Origin of the sequence: Massiliimalia massiliensis (genome assembly GCF_900155615.1) — a bacterium.
Classification (GTDB): Bacteria; Bacillota; Clostridia; order Oscillospirales; family Ruminococcaceae; genus Massiliimalia; species Massiliimalia massiliensis.
The window spans coordinates 682,077-700,344 of the sequence record NZ_FUHT01000003.1; the positions used below are offsets into that span (position 1 = coordinate 682,077).

Consider the following 18,268-nt stretch of genomic DNA (forward strand, 5'->3'; position numbering starts at 1 on the left):
TTTTTATTAGTGTCTTTAGACGGTTGAGTGCCAGCGGCACGAAACAGAAAACCACCCGCTATGCGGGTGGGAAACAAAAGGTTAAACCAAAAAAATCACCTTTCGTGGTACAATAAGATGTTCAAGCTTATTGCAAAAAAAGAAAGGTGATTTTAATGGCAAATAAAACAAACAGTTTATCACACACAAAATGGATGTGTAAGTACCACATAGTGTTCATACCGAAATACCGAAGAAAAGCGATATACGGACAGTATAGAGTGGATTTGCAGAAAATCATAAGAACACTGTGTAAATACAAAGGAGTAGAAATACTGGAAGGAAATATGATGCCTGACCATGTACATCTGCTTTTAAGTATACCACCAAAAATAAGTGTGTCAAGTTTCATGGGATACTTGAAAGGAAAAAGTGCGTTGATGATGTTTGATAAACATGCAAATCTAAAGTATAAGTATGGGAACAGACATTTCTGGGCAGAGGGGTACTATGTAAGTACAGTAGGACTCAATGAGGCAACCATACGGAAATACATAGAGGAACAGGAAAAGCACGATATAGCACTGGATAAATTGAGTGTAAAAGAGTATGAAGACCCTTTTAAGGGTAGCAGGTAGTACGAACGCCCTTTAAGGGGCGGCAAAAGCGGCAAAGGCAATAGGCTTGAACAAAGAGAAAGCCAGCGTCTTTAGGCGCTGGTCGGTATCTGCCCCTTATAGGGGCGAGCAAACCACCCGTTTGACGGGTGGTTATGATTGCGTAGATAGGAAAGGGGCAAAATGATGATGGACAGCAATTCCTTGAAGCTTTCTTTTTATAAGGAAAGTATTTGCTCGGAATTTGTTATATTTTACGATATTTTACAGGATGTTCATAAAGCTCTCACATTGATTCTGTACACTAAAGGTCAACTGTCGAAATCCTCCAGATATTCCTCTGCCTGTTCGAGGGTGTCTGCCGGAATTCCGGATTGGAGGCGGGCGATATCTGCCTCTGGGAGAGAATCGACATAAATATCAAAAATTTGGCTTGGTGTAGTTTCGGGAAGGGCGTAAAGCGCGATTCTCCCGTCATATTCCTTCAGGAGGTAGCCGGAGGACGCGGCTGTAGATTCAGCGGCCGGGCTTGCCGGTTCTTTTGGAGAAAACAGTGTGAAGGCCAGAATCAGAACAATGCCGGTCACAACCACACCGGAGCCAATTAAGAGGATTCGGAGAGAGGTTTTATTCATAATCATTACCATGCCTTTGTTTTGCAAAGGCTTCCTTTCTCAAGGTTTGCAAAGAATATTCACAAGCCCTTGGAATATCATGCCGTTTCCGGCAAGCCGGAATTGAGGCGGCAGGGAAGCAGGCGGGAAAAATCTTTTCCGCACGGCTTCCTTCTGTGAATTGTTTACCCCTAGTTTGCGCAAAATAGGGAAAATTATACAGAATCTCTGATTTTCAAAAATTTTGACTTAACAGGACATAAAAATTATGATATAATCAAAACGTATGAAAAAATGTAAAGATAGTAAATTCGCTTTCGTTATATGATATGTGAAACAGGGCAAGGAGGATCATACTGCTTATGAGTACAAACGGCAATCAGAAAAAGCCGCAGAAAAAGGTGATGCGCGGCTCCGAATACCGTGAAGCTGAAGCAAAGAAACCGGTTATCCGCCACAAGCGCGGGCCGGTGGGTGTACGTGCTGCCAAATCGGTTGTTTTCAGCATTGGGAAGGTGTTTTTAACCATCTGCCTGATTCTGCTGATTATCTGCTGTATCCTGGGAACCGCTTTGACTGTATTTGTCATGAAATATGTGGATTCCGATACAGGCATCGACCTGAACGAACTGGACGTTTATTCCACTTCGACTGTTTACGGACTGGATTCCGAAGGCAATGCAAAAGCCATGCAGAGTCTCCATCTGAGCGGAAGAAAAGAATGGGTGGATTTGGACAAGATTCCGCAGCATGTGCAGGACGCGTTTGTCTATACCGAAGACCAGCGCTTTATGGATCACGAGGGCGTGGACTGGGGGCGTACCCTTTCTTCCTTCTTAAAGCTGGCGCTGAAGCAGGACGCAAGCCAGGGCGGTTCGACCATCACCCAGCAGCTTATTAAGAATATTAACCGCGATTTTGATAACCGGACGATTGACGTCAAAATCCGTGAAATTTTAGGAGCGCTCCAGCTTGAGCGGCATAATCCGAAAAAAGCGATTCTGGAGGCTTACCTTAACTATATTGACCTCGGGAACGGGAACTATGGGGTGCAGGCTGCTTCGGAATATTATTTTGACAAGGATGTTTCTGAGCTGACCTATGCGGAGGCGGCTAGCCTTGCGGCAACTACCAAGTCGCCGAATAATATCAATATTATGGCAAATCCGGAACGGAACAAGGAGCGCCGCGCTTATACACTGAGCAAGATGCTGGAATTTAACACCATAACCCAGGAAGAGTATGAGGAATCTTTAAATGAAGAAATTGCGGTCATGGACCGGAAGGGCGAGGATTCAAAGGTTCTGGAATCAGATAATAAGATCTATAACTGGTATGTCGACGCAACCGTTAAAAAGGTTATTCAGGATCTGCAGGATCAGTGCGGTATGACTGAATCGGAGGCAAAGGAGAAGGTCAACGGCGGCGGTCTGAAAATTTATACCTCCTGCCAGATTGACATGCAGAATTACCTGGAGGAATATTTCCTTGACGACAGTAATTTCTTTGGCTCTAAGCTCGAGCATCCGCCGGAAGGCGCGGGGATTATTATGGACTACCAGGGGAATGTCCAGGCTGTTGTCGGGAGCCGGAATGAAAAGGAAGGGAATCTTGTTTTGAGCCGCGCGACTGACGACGTCCGTTCCGCAGGTTCTGCCATGAAACCGATCACAACCTACGCGCCGGCAATTAACTCTGACCTGATCACCTGGTCAAGCATGCTGGTGGACGAACCGAAGAAAAAAATCAATGGAAAAGACTGGCCGGGCAACTATGAGGACTACTGGACGAGAAAGGGCCTGTCGACTGTAGACGCCCTCATAGTATCTAAGAACACCATTCCGGTTGAGCTGATGCAGCGCCTGGGGATTGACTACTGCTATAATTTCTTAAAGGATAACCTGCATATCTCGACCTTGGGGGATGGGATAGACCGTTCAGAAAACCTGACTCTGGGTATGACCGAGCGGGGGGTCAAGCTGGATGAGCTTTGCGCGGCCTATGCGATCTTCGGCAACAACGGGAATTACAATACTCCGAAATATTACACCAAGGTTGTAGATATCAACGGAAAAGTACTGCTGGAAAATGAACCGGAGAACAGCTACGCAATCGACGCCAGCAGCGCCTATATTATGAATAAGATGATGCAGCAGGTCATCGAGGCGCCCAATGGGACGGGCCGGCAGGCAAGGATGAACCGCTTTACCATTGCGGGTAAAACCGGTACCTCCGATGATAACCTTGAGTTTTCCTTTGTTGGTTTGAACCCGTATTATGTCATGGCAATCCGCTTCGGCTACGACCAGAACGACGAGACCTATACAACAAAGAAGGAACGAAGCATCAAAAATAAGGTTTATAAGCCGCAGACGGTTTATAAGGATATTATGACAGACCTGCTGAAGGACTATGACAACGCTGATTTTGATCTGGATGACAGCGAGGTAGTAGAAAAACGGTATTGTACGGTCAGCGGTATGCTGGCGGGGTCAGGCTGCGGAAGCACCAAGGTTGGATATTATAAAAAATCCAATCTCCCCGGAACCTGTACGATGAGCCACTATACGACTGAGAGCGACGAAGATACCGAATCAGACGACGAGTAATTTAAGCAAAGGAGACGGGGGCAGCAGGTGCTTCTGTCTCCTTTTTTGTAACGGACAGGAAGGGAGACTGCAATGAGAACATTTCAGATTCAGAACGAACGGGACGCCCTCGAGGTTTCAAGGGTAATTTTAGGAACAACATATCTCGGCAATATGGACGACCATGCTGAAGGTTACCGGCAGATGAATCGGTATTTTGAACTGGGCGGCAGATGTCTGGACACCGCGCGGATCTATTCAAATCTTGCGCCGGAGGACCGTTATCCGAGCGAAAAGGTGATTGGGGAATGGCTGAGACGAACCGGCGTCCGCAAACAGCTCGTGCTTTCCACCAAGGGCGGGCATCCGCCCTATGGACAGATGGAAGCAGGACGTTTGGGACGAAAGGATTTATGGTATGATCTGGAGCAAAGCCTCGACGCTCTGCAGACGGATTATATTGACCTTTACTGGCTGCATCGCGACCATCTTTCTACCTCGGTAGAAGAAATTGTGGATACCTTAAACGAATTTGCTGACAAGGGGCTGGTACGATGCTTTGGCGTTTCCAACTGGACGACGGAGCGCCTTTTGGAGGCAAACACCTATGCCAAACGGGCCGGAAAGCTCGGCTTTTCGGCAAGCCAGATCCAGTGGTCGCTGGCAGCCTGCACACCGCAGACCTGGGGAGATGACACCCTTGTTTGCATGACGGATCAAATCCGAGCGGACTATCTGCGGCATCATGTCCCGGTGATGGCCTACAACGCTCAGGCGAAGGGCTTTTTCTCTAAGCTGGCAAAGATGAAGGAGGAGGAATTGCCTGCCAAGATCAGGCAGCGCTTTTTAAGCCCGGAAAACCGGGAAATGAATTTAGAGCGTTTTAACCGTTTGATGGAGCTGAGCAGGCAATATCATGTCAGCCCGGCGGTGATTGCGGTTGCCTATCTCACCAGCCAGCAGCTTGAAACGGGTGCTATTGTGGGCTGCTCCAGCATTGCGCAGCTTGAGGACAGTATGTCAGCACAGGATTTTGTCCTCTCTCAAGAGGAGGTTAACTGGCTGGAGGAGAAATAAGCTGTCCCAAACAGGGTAAAACCAGGGTTAGCTGGTCTATAATCTGAATATATCTTGTTATTTGTTAATTTTTTGTGAACGAACTGTATTGTTTTGCGGAAAAGTATGGTAAAATAATACAGAAGAAGAGCCTGTTATTCCAGGCTGATAAAGAGAGCCGGCATATCGCTGTTTTTGAGTCCTGCTGCAAAAAGCAGCTTCTCTGGGGTAGGGAAGAAGGATGTCGAAAGCCTGCAGAGATGTTTTGCCGGCCTTCAGAAAGGGAAGCCTTTATAAAAGCAAAGGCGGGTAATGAGCATCATGATAAGAAGTATGACGGGCTATGGCCGTTGCCAGCAGATTCGAAACGGCCGGGATATTTCGGTGGAAATCCGCTCGGTGAATCACCGGTTCTTTGAGTTTTCTGCCAGAATTCCCAGGGTATATGGATATCTGGAAGAAAAGATGAAATCTTTCGTGCAGTCCAAGGTGTCCCGCGGAAAGGTAGACGTAAACGTCACAGTGTTTACCATTGAAGGGAAGGAATCGGAGGTTGAGATCAATAAGTCTCTGGCGCAGGGATATATTGAGGCGCTGAGAGAACTGAAGGATGAATTTGGCTTGCTTGACGACCTGTCCCTTTCCTCTATTTCGCGGTTTGGGGATATCTTTTCGGTACGCAAGGCGGCGGAGGATGAAGAGGCGGTCTGGGCCGATGTGCAGGTTGTAGCACAGGAAGCGGTTGACCACTTTATTGCTATGAGGGAAACAGAGGGGAAACGCCTTAAGGCTGATGTGCTGGAAAAGCTGCATCACATTGAGGAGATCGTCTCCCAGATTGAGGCGCGTTCCCCGCAGACAGTGGCAAACTACCGGGAACGTCTGACCGCCAAGATGCAGGAGGTGCTGCAGGATAAAAATGTTGACGAACAGCGCCTGCTGCTGGAAGCGGCGATTTATTCCGAAAAGATCGCGGTAGATGAAGAAACAGTCCGCCTGAAAAGCCATTTAAAGCAATTCTACCAGTTGCTGGAAACCGACCAGGCGGTTGGCAGAAAGCTCGATTTCCTGGTGCAGGAGTTAAACCGCGAAACCAATACCATCGGCTCTAAGGCACAGGATATAGAAATCACCGGTATGGTGGTGGAAATCAAATCGGAGATTGAAAAAATCCGGGAGCAGATCCAAAACATTGAATAGATGGAAGGACTGTAATTGGAAAAGTCTCCGGCAAAGGAAAACCGGCACAGTTCCCCGGAACAGCAGAAAGGAATGAAACAGCGATGAAACTGATCAACATCGGATTTGGAAACATGGTATCCGCAAACCGGCTGATCGCGATTGTCAGCCCGGAGTCCGCTCCGATTAAGCGGATTATCCAGGAGGCGCGGGACAAGGGATTTTTGATTGATGCAACCTATGGGCGGCGGACGCGCGCTGTGATCATTATGGACAGCGACCATGTCGTATTGTCGGCAATCCAGCCGGAGACTGTGGCAAACCGTTTGGACGAGGATGAGGACGAGGATGAATAAAAAGGGATTATTGCTAATCCTTTCCGGCCCCTCCGGGTGCGGGAAGGGAACTGTTTTAAAGGAGCTGCTGGCGGCAGAACCGAATATTTTCTATTCTGTCTCCGCGACAACCCGCGCCCCGAGGCCGGGGGAGGAAGATGGAGTCAATTATTTTTTCCTGAGCAAAGAGGAATTTGACCGCGAGGTTTCCCAGGACGGGATGCTCGAATATGCCTGCTATTGCGGAAATTGCTACGGTACTCCGAAAAAGCCGGTTTTCGACCGGCTGGAGCGCGGGGAGCATGTCATCCTGGAAATAGAGGTACAGGGGGCGAAGCAGGTGATGGAATCCTGTACGGAGGCAGTTTCAATCTTCATTATGCCGCCGAGCCTGGCAGAATTGGAACGCCGTCTGGTAGACCGGCAGACAGAGGATGAGGAGGCGGTAAAGCGCCGTCTTGCCGCTGCGGTAGATGAGATGAACCTGGCCAAGGATTATGACTATGTTGTTGTGAATGATAAGGTATCTGAAGCGGTGAAGGATATCGCCGCGATCATCCGGGCGGAACAGAACCGTTCCTGCCGGATGAGTGAATTGATTGGGTAAATGTTGAGAGGAGAGAAAAGATTATGATGCACAGACCAGCCAGTACAGAAATTTTAAAAAATGGAGAGAGCTATTATTCTCTGGTTGTAGCGGTTGCAAAGCGGGCGCGCCAGATCGCGGAGGACGCAGAGGAAAACCACCAGGAACTGCTGGAAAAGCCGGTTCAGATTGCAGTGGATGAATTTGCCAAGGGGAAATTCAAGCTGGCAGAGCCGGAAGGAATTGGAGACGAACTGGAATAGTCCTCGGAGGTGATTCGTTTGGATAACCAGAAAACAGTGGTGCTTGGGATCAGCGGCGGGATCGCCGCCTACAAAATCGCAGACTTGGCGAGCAGGCTCACAAAGGAAGGGTTTGACGTCCATGTTGTGATGACCAAGAACGCCGCCGAGTTTATCACGCCGCTCACCTTTGAAACCTTAACTGGGAACAAGTGTATCACCGATACCTTTGCCCGGGATTTTGAATGGGACGTGAAGCATGTATCCCTGGCAAAGCGGGCGGATGCCGCGCTGCTCGCGCCGGCTACCGCTAATTTGGTTGCAAAGCTCGCAAACGGCCTGGCGGATGATATGCTGACCACCACCGTTCTGGCGATGAAATGCCCGGTGCTGGTGTCTCCGTCGATGAATACGGCGATGTATGAGCATCCCGCAACACAAAAAAACCTGAAAACGCTCCGGGAGCTGGGCTATCGGGTGATCGAGCCGGAATCCGGAGTGCTTGCCTGTAAGGACGTCGGCAAAGGCCGCCTTCCCAAAACAGAGGTGCTCTATATGGAGCTGATGCGGCAGATTGCCTGTGAAAAAGACCTTTCCGGGAAAAAAATTCTCGTAACGGCGGGTCCTACGCAGGAGGCGCTTGACCCGGTACGGTTTCTGTCCAATCATTCCACCGGAAAGATGGGGTATGAGATTGCGAAAGCGGCCCATCTGCGCGGCGCGGCGGTGACGCTGGTCAGCGGGCCGGTGGGGATTGAGCCGCCTTACGGCGTAAAGACGGTGCCGGTAGTCAGCGCGGGTGAGATGTTTGAAGCTGTCAAACGATATGCGCCGCAGATGGACTGGATTATTAAAGCGGCGGCGGTGGCGGATTTCACTCCGGCAAAGCAGGCACCCGAAAAGATCAAGAAACAGGGGAAGGCTTCTTCCGAAATCGCGCTTGTATCAACAGCAGATATCCTCCAGTATCTGGGGGAGCATAAAAGAGGCGGGCAGCTTCTGTGCGGCTTTTCAATGGAAACAGAACAGGTGCTGGAGCATTCCAGGGAAAAGCTTTTGCGCAAGCATGCCGACCTGATTGTGGCGAACAGCCTGAAGGAAGAGGGCGCCGGTTTCGGCGGGGAAACAAATATTGTGACCCTGATCAGCGAAAATACGGAACGGCCGCTTCCTAAAATGAGTAAGGAAAAGGTGGCGCACGCGCTGCTTGACGAACTGAAATCAATGGAACAATAATCGGAGGAATACGCTTGGCTGAAAAACGGTTGATTGCGAAGGTATATGTAGACAAAGCGGTTTATCATTTTGACAAACCCTTTGATTATCTTGTGCCGGAAGAGATCGCCGGGACGCTCGGGCGCGGCTGCCGGGTTGCGGTTCCGTTTGGGAACGGCAACCGGAGACGGCTGGGGATGGTCATAGAGGTTTTCCGGGAAGAAACGGTACAGGAAAGGCTGAAGCCTATTCTGCTCCAGATTGACCGGGAGCCGGTCTTTACCGGCGAAATGTTCCGGATCGCGGAATTTCTTATAGCGAATACCTTTTGTACCTTTTATGATGCTGTGAAAACAATCCTGCCCAATGGGCTGAATATGAATCTTTCGCAGGAATACCGTCTTGTCAGGGCATTGGCGGAAGAGGAGCTGGCTGGATTTAGCTTTGAGCAGCGCAGTCTGCTTGCTTTTTTTAAGAAAGCGAGAAGCACGCGGGAGCTGGACGAATATCTGAGCGCCCAGGAGAGCAGCCTCCGGTATAAACAGGCGTTGGACAGCTTGGTTCAGAACGGTTGGATACAGGTGTCCGACTTGGCAAGGCAGAGGGTTTCTGACAAGAATATTGCCCTCCTGCGGCTGAGCGACAGGTATGCCGGCGGCCTGGAATGCAAGCTGACCCCAAAGCAGAGTGAGGTTGTTTCCTTTCTGGAACAGAATATTACTGCTACAAAAAAAGAAGTGATGTATTTCTGCGGCGTGGGTGAAGGCGTTTTGCGGACGCTGGTGCAGAAAGAAATCTGTGTCTGGACGCAGCAGATGGTATATAGAATCCCGGAGGAAGGGAATACTTCCCATATATCGCTGTCTGATATCTCTCTTTCTGCGGCACAGCAGGAGGTGTTTGCCGGGATTGACAGCCTGCGCCGGGAGGAGAAGCCCCGGGCGGCGCTCCTGTACGGTGTGACGGGGAGCGGAAAAACCCAGGTTTTTTTAAAGCTGATCGAGCGAGTGATACAGGATGGAAAACAGGCGCTGATGCTGGTGCCGGAAATTTCTCTGACGCCGCAGATGGTCGCGTGGTTTAAAGGACTGTTTGGCAACCAGGTCGCGGTGATGCATTCAGGTCTTTCGCTGGGTGAGAGGCTGGACGAATTTAAGCGGATTCGGGACGGAAAGGCGAGTATTGTTGTGGGGACGCGCAGCGCGGTGTTTGCACCGTTTGAGCGGATTGGGATCATCATTATGGATGAGGAGGGGGAAGCCTCCTACAAATCAGACGCCTCCCCGAGATATCATGCCCGCGAGGTGGCGAAGCTTCGATGCGTCGCGCACAACGCCCTGCTGTTGCTGGCGTCAGCGACGCCGTCTGTCGAGAGCCGGTACAAGGCGCAGCAGGGGAAATACCATTATTTTGAGTTAAAGGAACGGTACGCCTCCGCCCGGCTTCCGGAGGTGTACCTGGTAGATATGAAGGAAGAGGAACGCCATGCGAACCTTTCCTCGATGAGCCGGATGCTGCAGCAGGAGATCAGACGGAACCTGGAGCGCGGGGAGCAGACAATCCTGTTTATCAACCGGCGGGGCTACCAGACGGCGATGCAGTGCATTGACTGCGGCGAAGCGGTAAAATGCCCGCATTGCGACGCGGCGCTGACCTACCATCGCGATAACGGCTATATGATGTGCCATTACTGCGGATACTCGGTACGGCAGCCTAAGGAGTGCCCGACCTGCTCGGGGAAGCATTTGAAGCTGACCGGGATGGGTACGCAAAAGCTGGAGGATGAGCTGGGACAGCTTTTTCCGCAGGCGAGAATACTTAGGATGGATACTGACACCACCTATTCCCGGTATGCTTACAGTGAGAAATTTGACGCGTTCCGAAATGGAGATTACGATATCCTGCTGGGAACTCAGATGATCGCAAAAGGATTGGACTTCCCGAATGTGACGCTGGTGGGTGTACTGAATGCGGATGCCGGGCTTTATGCTCCGGATTATCGGGGAGTGGAACGGGTGTTCTCACTGATTACCCAGGTGGTTGGGAGAAGCGGCAGGGCGGATAAAAATGGCAGGGCTTATATTCAAACCTATCTGCCGGAGCACCCGGTACTGAATTTCGCTGCCCGGCAGGATTATGACAGCTTCTACCAGGATGAGCTGGAAAGCCGGCGGGTGCTGTTGTATCCGCCATTCTGCGATATCTGTACGATCAGCTTCAGCGGGGCAGATCCCCAGGGCGTCAGCGCCGCGGCAAAGCGGTTCGCTGTACTGATGCGGGAGCAGGTGAAGCCTGGTGAAAAATCTCTCTCGTTTCAGGCAATGGGGCCGGTGAAGGCCGTGATGTATAAAATGAGTGGGAAATACAGGGAGAAGATCATTGTGAAATGCCGGAGCAACAGCACCTTTCGGACATATTTAAAGCGGTGCTTCCGTTTGGCCGGAGAAGAAAAAAGTTTTCGCCGGATTTCGGTATATGCTGACATTAACGGCGATATGAATGCATAGAGAAAGGAATATAAAACTATGGCACTAAGAACCATCTGCCTGGAGGATGACGAAATCCTCCGGAAGAAGTCAAAACCAGTGACGGATTTTAACCAAAAGCTATGGGATCTGCTGGATGATATGGCAGAAACCATGTATCAGGCAAACGGCGTCGGCCTGGCAGCCGTTCAGGTAGGAATTCTGCGGCAGGCCGTTGTGATTGATGTCGGCGAGGGCCTGATTGAACTGATTAATCCAAGGATCGTTTCGGAAAAGGGCGAACAGACCGATGTGGAAGGCTGCCTGTCCTGTCCGGGACAGTATGGGCGCGTAACCCGTCCGGCCAAGGTAAAGGTTGCCGCGCAGGACCGCAATGGAAAGGAATTCACCATCAAGGGGGAAGAACTGCTGGCGCGGGCATTCTGCCATGAAATTGACCATCTTTCCGGCCGAATTTTTAAGGATATTGCAGAAGAGATGGTTGAAATCAAAGAAGAAGAGGAAGAATAAAAAGGGCGGGAGGAAACCCGCTGACTGAGGGCGCTGTATGATAAAGCGGCGCCGGAAAGGAACCTTTGCAAGAATGAGAATTGTATTTATGGGTACTCCGGATTTTGCGGTGCCCTGTTTGCAGGCGCTGCTGGACTCTCCTCATGAGGTGTGCGGGGTATTTACCCAGCCGGATAAGCCGAAAGGGAGGGGGCATAAGGTACTGCCGCCGCCGGTGAAGCAACTAGCCGGACGGTATGGGGTGCCGGTTTATCAGCCTGCGACCTTGAAAACCGAGGACGGAGTCGCTCCGTTAAGGGAGCTAAGCCCGGATTTAATCGTTGTGGTAGCCTATGGAAAGCTTTTGCCAAAGGCGGTTCTGGAATTACCGAAATATGGCTGCATTAACGTCCACGCTTCCCTGCTCCCGAAATACCGGGGCGCGGGACCGATCCAGTGGTGTGTCCTGAACGGGGAAACAGAAACCGGCGTTACCACGATGTATATGGCGGAAGGACTGGACACCGGGGATATGCTTCTCAAAGCCAAAACGACAATTGGGGAAAACGAGACGGCCTCCGAGCTGCATGACCGGCTTTCGGTAATTGGCGCAAAGCTGCTGACTGAAACACTCGAAGCGCTGGAAGCCGGAGCGCTGAATCCACAGAAGCAGGATGACAGCCTAGCCTGTTATGCGCCGATGCTCTCAAAGGAGCTTTCAGCAATCGACTTTACCAGACCTGCAAGGCTGGTGCATAACCAGATCAGGGGGTTGTCCTCCTGGCCCTGCGCGTCGACTATCCTGCATGGAAAGCGGCTGAAGATCTACCGCAGTGAGCTGGCGGATGGATATCATGGCGGCTGCGGAGAAGTACTGGATGAAAAACGGCTGATTGTAGGCTGCGGAGAACAGACTGCCGTCTGCCTTTCAGAAGTACAGTATGAGGGCTCCAAACGAATGAAGAGTGAAGATTTCCTGCGCGGGCATAAAGTGGAAAAAGGAACCCGCCTGGGCGAATAAAGGATTGGTGACGAATGCCTTTTTTTGGATTTTATATTGATTCCTACTATCTGATTCTGGTTGTCCCTGCGCTGTTGATTGCAACCATCGCGCAGATTAACGTGAAATCATCGTTTAACAAATACAGCCGGATCGGGAATGTGCGCGGCTATACCGGTTACCAGGTAGCGCGCTTTATCCTCGACTCCAACGGGCTGCATCATGTTCAGATACAGCGGGTAGCCGGTTCCCTGACCGACCATTTTGATCCGTCCAAAAGCGTGGTGCGGCTGTCCGACACGGTTTACAACTCCACTTCAGTTGCGGCGATTGGTGTTGCGGCGCATGAATGCGGGCATGCTATCCAGCATAATGTAGGATATTTCCCGATCAAGCTGAGGACGGCGATTGTCCCGATTACCCAGATTGGCTCTACGCTGGCCTTTCCGCTTGCGATTATTGGGCTTTTCATGGGATCCTCTGTCCTTGTGACGGTGGGAATCCTGCTCTTTACCGTTGTGGTAGTGTTTCAGCTTGTTACCCTGCCGGTAGAATTCAATGCAAGCTCCCGGGCGCTGAGAACCATTACCGACGAGCACATCCTGGAGGATGGCGCCGAATATAACGGAGCGAAGAAAATGCTCACTGCGGCAGCGCTAACCTATGTCGCCGCATTGCTGACTGCAGTTGCGCAGCTTCTCCGCCTGATTTTGCTTGCAAACCGAAGAAATGACTAACGAAAAAGGAGCCGTTATGGCAAAAAATGCAAGACAACTCTGCTTTGACGCACTCTGCCAGGTGTATCGGGATGGGAGCTATTCCTCGATTGCGCTCGACCGGGCGCTTGGACGGAGAAGCCTGTCTCAGGAGGACGCCGCTCTTGCCTCCGCCCTGTTCTATGGGGTGGTGGAGCGCGATCTGACCTTCTGCGCGGTGATCGACCAGTATTCAAAGCGGAAAAGCGAGAAACTGGATCTTGAGGTGGCAGTAATCCTCAAGATGGGGCTCTGCCAGCTAACTGGATTTGACCATATCCCAGACCGCGCGGCAGTGAACGAAACCGTATCCCTCTGCTATTACGCCAAAAAGGCGAGCGCAAAGGGAATGGTGAATGCGATTTTGCGGGCGTTTATCCGGGATGGAAAGGAGACAAGGCTGGATGGTGACAATAAATTCCAGCGTTGGAGACTTGCTTATTCCTGCCCGGAATGGCTGATTCGGAAATGGGCGGAGGAATATTCCGAGGAAACGGCGGAAAAATTGGCGCGGTCCTCTTTGGGACGTCCGCCTCTGTCTATCCGGGTGAATACCCTGAAAACAACGGACGATGAGCTGGTAAAACGGCTGTCCGCGCGCGGAATAGAGATGGAAGAGAACCCGTATATTGCACACTGCTGGCAGATTAAAAACAGCGGAAGTCTGGCCGGGCTGCCCGAGTTTCAGCAGGGGCTGTTTTATGTACAGGATGCGTCATCCCAGTTTTGTGCAAAGCTTCTTAACGCAAAGCCCGGCATGACGGTCTATGACCTCTGCGCCGCGCCGGGTTCCAAGTCCTTTACTATTGCGCAGTGGATGGAGGATCAGGGTGAAATTTTAGCGTTTGACCTGCATCCGCATCGGAAGGTTCTGATTGAAGAGGGCGCGCGGCGCTTGGGAATTCAGAGTATCCGGGCGGAGGTGTCCGACGCGGCGAAATTCCGGAAGGAGCTTCCTAAAGCCGACCGGGTGCTCTGCGACGTGCCCTGCGCAGGGCTGGGCGTAATCCGGAGGAAGCCGGAAATCAAATATAAGCCGCCGGAAAGCCTGAAAGGGCTGCCGGAGCTTCAAAAGGCGATTCTCCAAAATGGGTCGCGGTATGTGAAGCCGGGCGGCAGGCTTCTCTATTCCACCTGTTCGCTGAGCCGGGAGGAGAACGAGGAGGTCGCGGCATGGTTTCTGGAACAGAACCCGCAGTTTGCACCTGTCCCATTGACGGAATGGGAGAAAATCGGAAGGGTGGAAGGCAATATGGCAACCTTTTTTCCTCATGTAACCGACAGTGACGGCTTTTTCACGGCGCTGTTTGAACGGGTTTCAGAAAGGGACGTTTAGATGAAAAAAATTGATATCAAGTCCTTTACCCTGCCTGAGCTGAAAGCCTTCCTGAAAGAGCGGGGTGAACCCGCGTTTCGCGCGGGTCAGGTGTTCGATTGGATTCATGTCAAAAAGGCGCGCGGCTTTGAAGAGATGTCGAACCTGCCGAAGGCGCTCCGGGAAAAGCTTGCAGACGAATGCCGGCTTCCGGGAGCAGAGATACGCAGAAGGCTTGTTTCCCGGCTTGACGGAACCGTAAAATACCTCTACGGCCTGGAGGATGGGGAGAGCGTAGAAACTGTGCTGATGAAATATGAGCATGGCTACAGTGTCTGTGTTTCCTCGCAGGTGGGATGTAAAATGGGATGTGAATTCTGTGCCTCCACCAAGGCCGGATTTGTGAGAAACCTCCTGCCCAGTGAGATTCTAGACCAGATTTACCAGACGGAACAGGATCAAAACCTGCGGATTTCCCATATTGTCATGATGGGAATTGGGGAGCCGCTGGATAATTTTGAGAATACAACCCGTTTTTTAGAGTTGATAAATTCTCCGTATGGTGCTAATATTAGTATGCGTAATATTTCCCTTTCCACCTGCGGGCTGGCGGAAAAGATTGATGAGCTTGCGGCGTTTGACCTGGGACTGACGCTGTCCATCTCGCTTCACGCTTGTACTGATGAAAAGCGAAATGAGATTATGCCGGTCAACCGGCGGTACCCGATCGGGCGGCTGTTGCAATCCTGCAAAAATTATAGTAAGATAACAAGAAGGAGAATTTCCTTTGAGTATGCGCTGATGAAAGGGAAGAATGACAGTGTAAAGGACGCGGAGCAACTGGCCTGCCTGCTTAAGGGTCAATTGTGCCACGTTAACCTGATCCCCGTTAACGAGGTGCAGGAAACCTCATTTGAGAAAACAGAGCGCCAGAATATTTACCGTTTCCAGAAGGAATTGATGAAGCGGGGAATCAACGCCACAGTGCGCAGGACGCTGGGAAGCGATATTAATGCTGCATGCGGCCAGCTGCGAAGAGAGAATCTGTCAGAGGTGAGATAAGTTTGTTGATCTATGGAAAAACCGATATCGGGCGCCATCGTGCTACCAATCAGGATGAGTTCAAGATTTGTTCTATCAGCGAAAATCTTGGCTTTGGATTAGTTTGCGATGGAATGGGCGGTGAAAACGGCGGCAACATCGCGAGCGGTGTTGCGAGCGACGTAATCGGCCGTCATTTAATGGAACACCTCAAGCCTGGCCTGAATGATGAGGACTATAAAAATATCATTGTCTCTGCGGTGAGCGAAGGCAATGTAGCGGTATATGACAAATCGCTGGAGGACAAGCAGTATATCGGAATGGGAACTACCGTCGTGCTGGCGGTTGTTTCCGGAGAAAAGGCATATATCGCCCATGTAGGCGACAGCCGGGTATACCTGATCCGCGATGGAAAAATCCATCAGCTCACCAAAGACCACTCCCTTGTTCAGACCTTATTGGAGCAGGGGAAAATTACACCCGAGGAAGTGAACAATCATCCGCAGAAAAATATGATTACCCGCGCAATCGGGATCAGCTGCTTTGTGGATATTGATTATATAGAGGTCAGCCATATTGCGAACGCTGCGCTTTTGCTTTGCTCCGATGGGCTTACCAATACCTGTGATGACGAGACGATCAAGGAAATTGTAATCACAGAAAATCCGAATGAAATTTGTGATCGGCTGATTGATCAGGCCAATGAAAATGGCGGGCTTGACAATATTACAGCAGTCGTGATCCTATAATCAAAAGGAGTGAATAGCTTGAATAAATTTATCGGGAAACGTTTGGACGGTCGGTATGAAATCAGGGAATTGATTGGGATTGGCGGCATGGCAGACGTTTATAAGGCCTATGACCTTATGGAGGATAAAATTGTCGCCGTTAAAATCCTGAAGGACGAATATTCTACCAATGAAGATTTTAAACGCCGCTTTCGGAATGAATCCAAGGCTATTGCGGTGCTTTCCCACCCCAATATTGTCAAAATTTTTGACGTAAGCTTTGGTGACCGGGTTCAGTTTATTGTCATGGAATACGTCAATGGGATTACCCTGAAGGAATACATTGAACAGCAGGGTGTCGTTGGCTGGAAAGAAGCGGTGCATTTTACCGTTCAAATCCTGAGGGCATTGCAGCATGCGCATGATAATGGAATCGTCCATAGAGATATCAAGCCGCAGAACGTAATGCTTTTGCAGGACGGAACCGTTAAGGTCATGGACTTCGGGATCGCCCGCTTTGCGCGGGACAATGGGCGGACTGTTTCTGAAAAGGCAATCGGCTCGGTTCATTATATCAGCCCGGAGCAGGCGCGCGGCGAGGTTACCGATGAAAGAACAGACCTTTATTCCGTTGGCGTCATGATGTTTGAAATGCTGACTGGGAAGCTGCCCTTTGACGGGGAAAGCCCAGTTGCAATTGCAGTGAAGCAGATGCAGGCCGAGGCGCCCGCGCCGCGCAGCCTCAATGACCAGATTCCGGAAGGGCTGGAGGAAATTGTGGTCCGCGCGATGAAAAAGGATCCGGATCTCCGTTATCAGACGGCAGCCGAGATGCTGCGGGATATTGACGAGTTTAAACGCAATCCGAGCATTTTATTTGAGTATAAGTATTTTACGGATGATGATTCGGAAAATTATTTTGATACAACTGATCCGAAATATGCAGATGTCGACGAGATTGTCGTAAAAAAACGGATCTCTCCGACGATGCAGATTCTGCTCGCGGTAACAGGGGCTTTTGTTGTGATCGCAGTGATTGCGCTGATTATTTTCTTCAGCGCGCTGAATAACCCGAAAGAGGACGTCATCGTCCCAAACCTGGTCGGATTGGAATACGAGAAGGTCATTACCAATACAGAGTATACGGATCACTTTGAGATTGTGAAGGAAAAGGAAGAACTGAGCGACGAATATGAAGCCGGAATTATCTGTGAACAAACCCCGGAAAAGGACAAATTAGTAAAAGACGGCTATAAAATCAAGGTTGTCGTTAGCTCTGGGCTGAATACAGGCGTAGTGCCTGATGTTACCGGAAAAACCGAGGATGAAGCCGTTAAGATGCTGGAGGATTCCGGCTTTACAACTACTGTTGTTTCCCTCTTCAACCGGGAGGTTGAGGTTGGAAAGGTCATTAAAACAGACCCGGCAGCCAATACGGAAACGAAAAAGAGCGAAGTAGTCAAGGTATATGTCAGCTCCGGTTCTCCGACGAAAGAGGTTACGGTGCCGAACCTGATTGGAAAGAGCGTATCTGCGGCAAAAGCAGAGCTTGAGTCGAACGACCTGGTCTGCGGCGGAACCACGGAAGTGGACAGCGATAAGCCAAAGGGTACGGTTGTCGGCCAGAGCATGGCCAAGGGCAGTGTCGTCCTGGAAGGCACCAGCATCACGCTGGAGGTCAGCAACGGCAATGGTATTGAGGTTGAAGTAAAGGTTTCTGTTGAAATCCATAATAATTCCGGCAAGAAGGCGGACTTTGTCGCTTACCTGGACGGAAAACAGGTGGCAACCACCTCTGCCAAGAATGGAACTTGGAATTTCACAGTGAAAGGAAAATCGTCCAAGACCGGTCAGCTGACGATTACCGCTAACGGCAACGCCTATGCAAGCGGGACGGTTGACTTCAAGAACGGAACCGCCTCTGTCGGCGGATACCAGGCTGTTCCGAAGCCGGAAGAGCCATCCTCGAAACCAGAGGAATCGTCTTCGGCACCGGAATCGTCCTCAGAGCCGGAAAGCACTGTCAGCGAGGATTAATGGTGA

General features: G+C 50.6%; 17 protein-coding genes. 16 read left to right on the forward strand and 1 reads right to left on the reverse strand.

The features are described 5' to 3' along the window. Nucleotides 1-155: 155 nt before the first annotated feature. Entirely contained in the window at nt 156-617 is a 462-nt protein-coding gene (tnpA, locus tag CZ360_RS07370) for an IS200/IS605 family transposase (protein WP_077532218.1), read from the forward strand. A gap of 290 nt (nt 618-907) precedes the next feature. Here tnpA and CZ360_RS07375 read toward each other — a convergent pair whose 3' ends face one another. Further along, nucleotides 908-1,258, reverse strand: coding sequence for a hypothetical protein (locus CZ360_RS07375; RefSeq protein WP_077533517.1), 351 nt, complete (start codon nt 1,256-1,258; stop codon nt 908-910). 314 nt (nt 1,259-1,572) lie between these two features. Here CZ360_RS07375 and CZ360_RS07380 point away from each other — a divergent pair, with 314 nt between their 5' ends. From CZ360_RS07380 to pknB, 15 genes are all read left to right on the forward strand, one after another. Next, the gene (locus CZ360_RS07380) at nt 1,573-3,819 is read left to right on the forward strand and encodes a transglycosylase domain-containing protein (RefSeq protein WP_077533518.1); all 2,247 of its coding nucleotides are present in this window, start codon (nt 1,573-1,575) and stop codon (nt 3,817-3,819) included. A gap of 72 nt (nt 3,820-3,891) precedes the next feature. Then, on the forward strand, nt 3,892-4,875 hold the full coding sequence (locus CZ360_RS07385; RefSeq protein WP_077533519.1) for an aldo/keto reductase: 984 nt from the start codon (nt 3,892-3,894) through the stop codon (nt 4,873-4,875). 300 nt (nt 4,876-5,175) lie between these two features. Beyond that, on the forward strand, nt 5,176-6,054 hold the full coding sequence (locus tag CZ360_RS07390; protein WP_077533791.1) for a YicC/YloC family endoribonuclease: 879 nt from the start codon (nt 5,176-5,178) through the stop codon (nt 6,052-6,054). 83 nt (nt 6,055-6,137) lie between these two features. Beyond that, complete coding sequence (remA, locus tag CZ360_RS07395; RefSeq protein WP_077533520.1) at nt 6,138-6,389, forward strand: extracellular matrix/biofilm regulator RemA; 252 nt, start codon at nt 6,138-6,140, stop codon at nt 6,387-6,389. Continuing rightward, the gene (gene gmk / locus CZ360_RS07400; RefSeq protein WP_077533521.1) at nt 6,382-6,975 is read left to right on the forward strand and encodes a guanylate kinase; all 594 of its coding nucleotides are present in this window, start codon (nt 6,382-6,384) and stop codon (nt 6,973-6,975) included. The genes remA and gmk overlap by 8 nt, the downstream gene beginning before the upstream one ends. Before the next feature lie 23 nt (nt 6,976-6,998). Further along, nucleotides 6,999-7,217, forward strand: a complete 219-nt coding sequence (rpoZ, locus tag CZ360_RS07405; protein WP_324612704.1) for a DNA-directed RNA polymerase subunit omega — start codon at nt 6,999-7,001, stop codon at nt 7,215-7,217. Between the two features lie 12 nt (nt 7,218-7,229). Next, nucleotides 7,230-8,432, forward strand: a complete 1,203-nt coding sequence (gene coaBC, locus CZ360_RS07410; protein WP_077533793.1) for a bifunctional phosphopantothenoylcysteine decarboxylase/phosphopantothenate--cysteine ligase CoaBC — start codon at nt 7,230-7,232, stop codon at nt 8,430-8,432. Nucleotides 8,433-8,446: 14 nt separating this feature from the next. Then, on the forward strand, nt 8,447-10,918 hold the full coding sequence (gene priA / locus CZ360_RS07415) for a replication restart helicase PriA (RefSeq protein WP_077533522.1): 2,472 nt from the start codon (nt 8,447-8,449) through the stop codon (nt 10,916-10,918). 18 nt (nt 10,919-10,936) lie between these two features. Beyond that, on the forward strand, nt 10,937-11,407 hold the full coding sequence (gene def, locus CZ360_RS07420) for a peptide deformylase (protein WP_077533523.1): 471 nt from the start codon (nt 10,937-10,939) through the stop codon (nt 11,405-11,407). A gap of 73 nt (nt 11,408-11,480) precedes the next feature. Further along, nucleotides 11,481-12,407 carry a methionyl-tRNA formyltransferase gene (gene fmt, locus CZ360_RS07425; RefSeq protein WP_077533794.1) on the forward strand — a complete coding sequence of 309 codons (927 nt, stop codon included), beginning with the start codon at nt 11,481-11,483 and terminating at the stop codon, nt 12,405-12,407. Between the two features lie 14 nt (nt 12,408-12,421). Then, entirely contained in the window at nt 12,422-13,123 is a 702-nt protein-coding gene (locus CZ360_RS07430; RefSeq protein ID WP_077533524.1) for a zinc metallopeptidase, read from the forward strand. Nucleotides 13,124-13,139: 16 nt separating this feature from the next. Beyond that, nucleotides 13,140-14,477, forward strand: coding sequence for a 16S rRNA (cytosine(967)-C(5))-methyltransferase RsmB (gene rsmB, locus CZ360_RS07435; RefSeq protein ID WP_159438167.1), 1,338 nt, complete (start codon nt 13,140-13,142; stop codon nt 14,475-14,477). Then, nucleotides 14,478-15,518, forward strand: a complete 1,041-nt coding sequence (rlmN, locus tag CZ360_RS07440) for a dual-specificity RNA methyltransferase RlmN (protein ID WP_077533526.1) — start codon at nt 14,478-14,480, stop codon at nt 15,516-15,518. It begins immediately after the preceding gene. Between the two features lie 2 nt (nt 15,519-15,520). Further along, nucleotides 15,521-16,246: a Stp1/IreP family PP2C-type Ser/Thr phosphatase gene (locus CZ360_RS07445; protein WP_159438169.1), complete on the forward strand. Its 726-nt coding sequence runs from the start codon at nt 15,521-15,523 to the stop codon at nt 16,244-16,246. A gap of 18 nt (nt 16,247-16,264) precedes the next feature. Then, entirely contained in the window at nt 16,265-18,262 is a 1,998-nt protein-coding gene (pknB, locus tag CZ360_RS07450) for a Stk1 family PASTA domain-containing Ser/Thr kinase (RefSeq protein ID WP_077533528.1), read from the forward strand. The last annotated feature ends 6 nt before the right edge of the window (nt 18,263-18,268 follow it).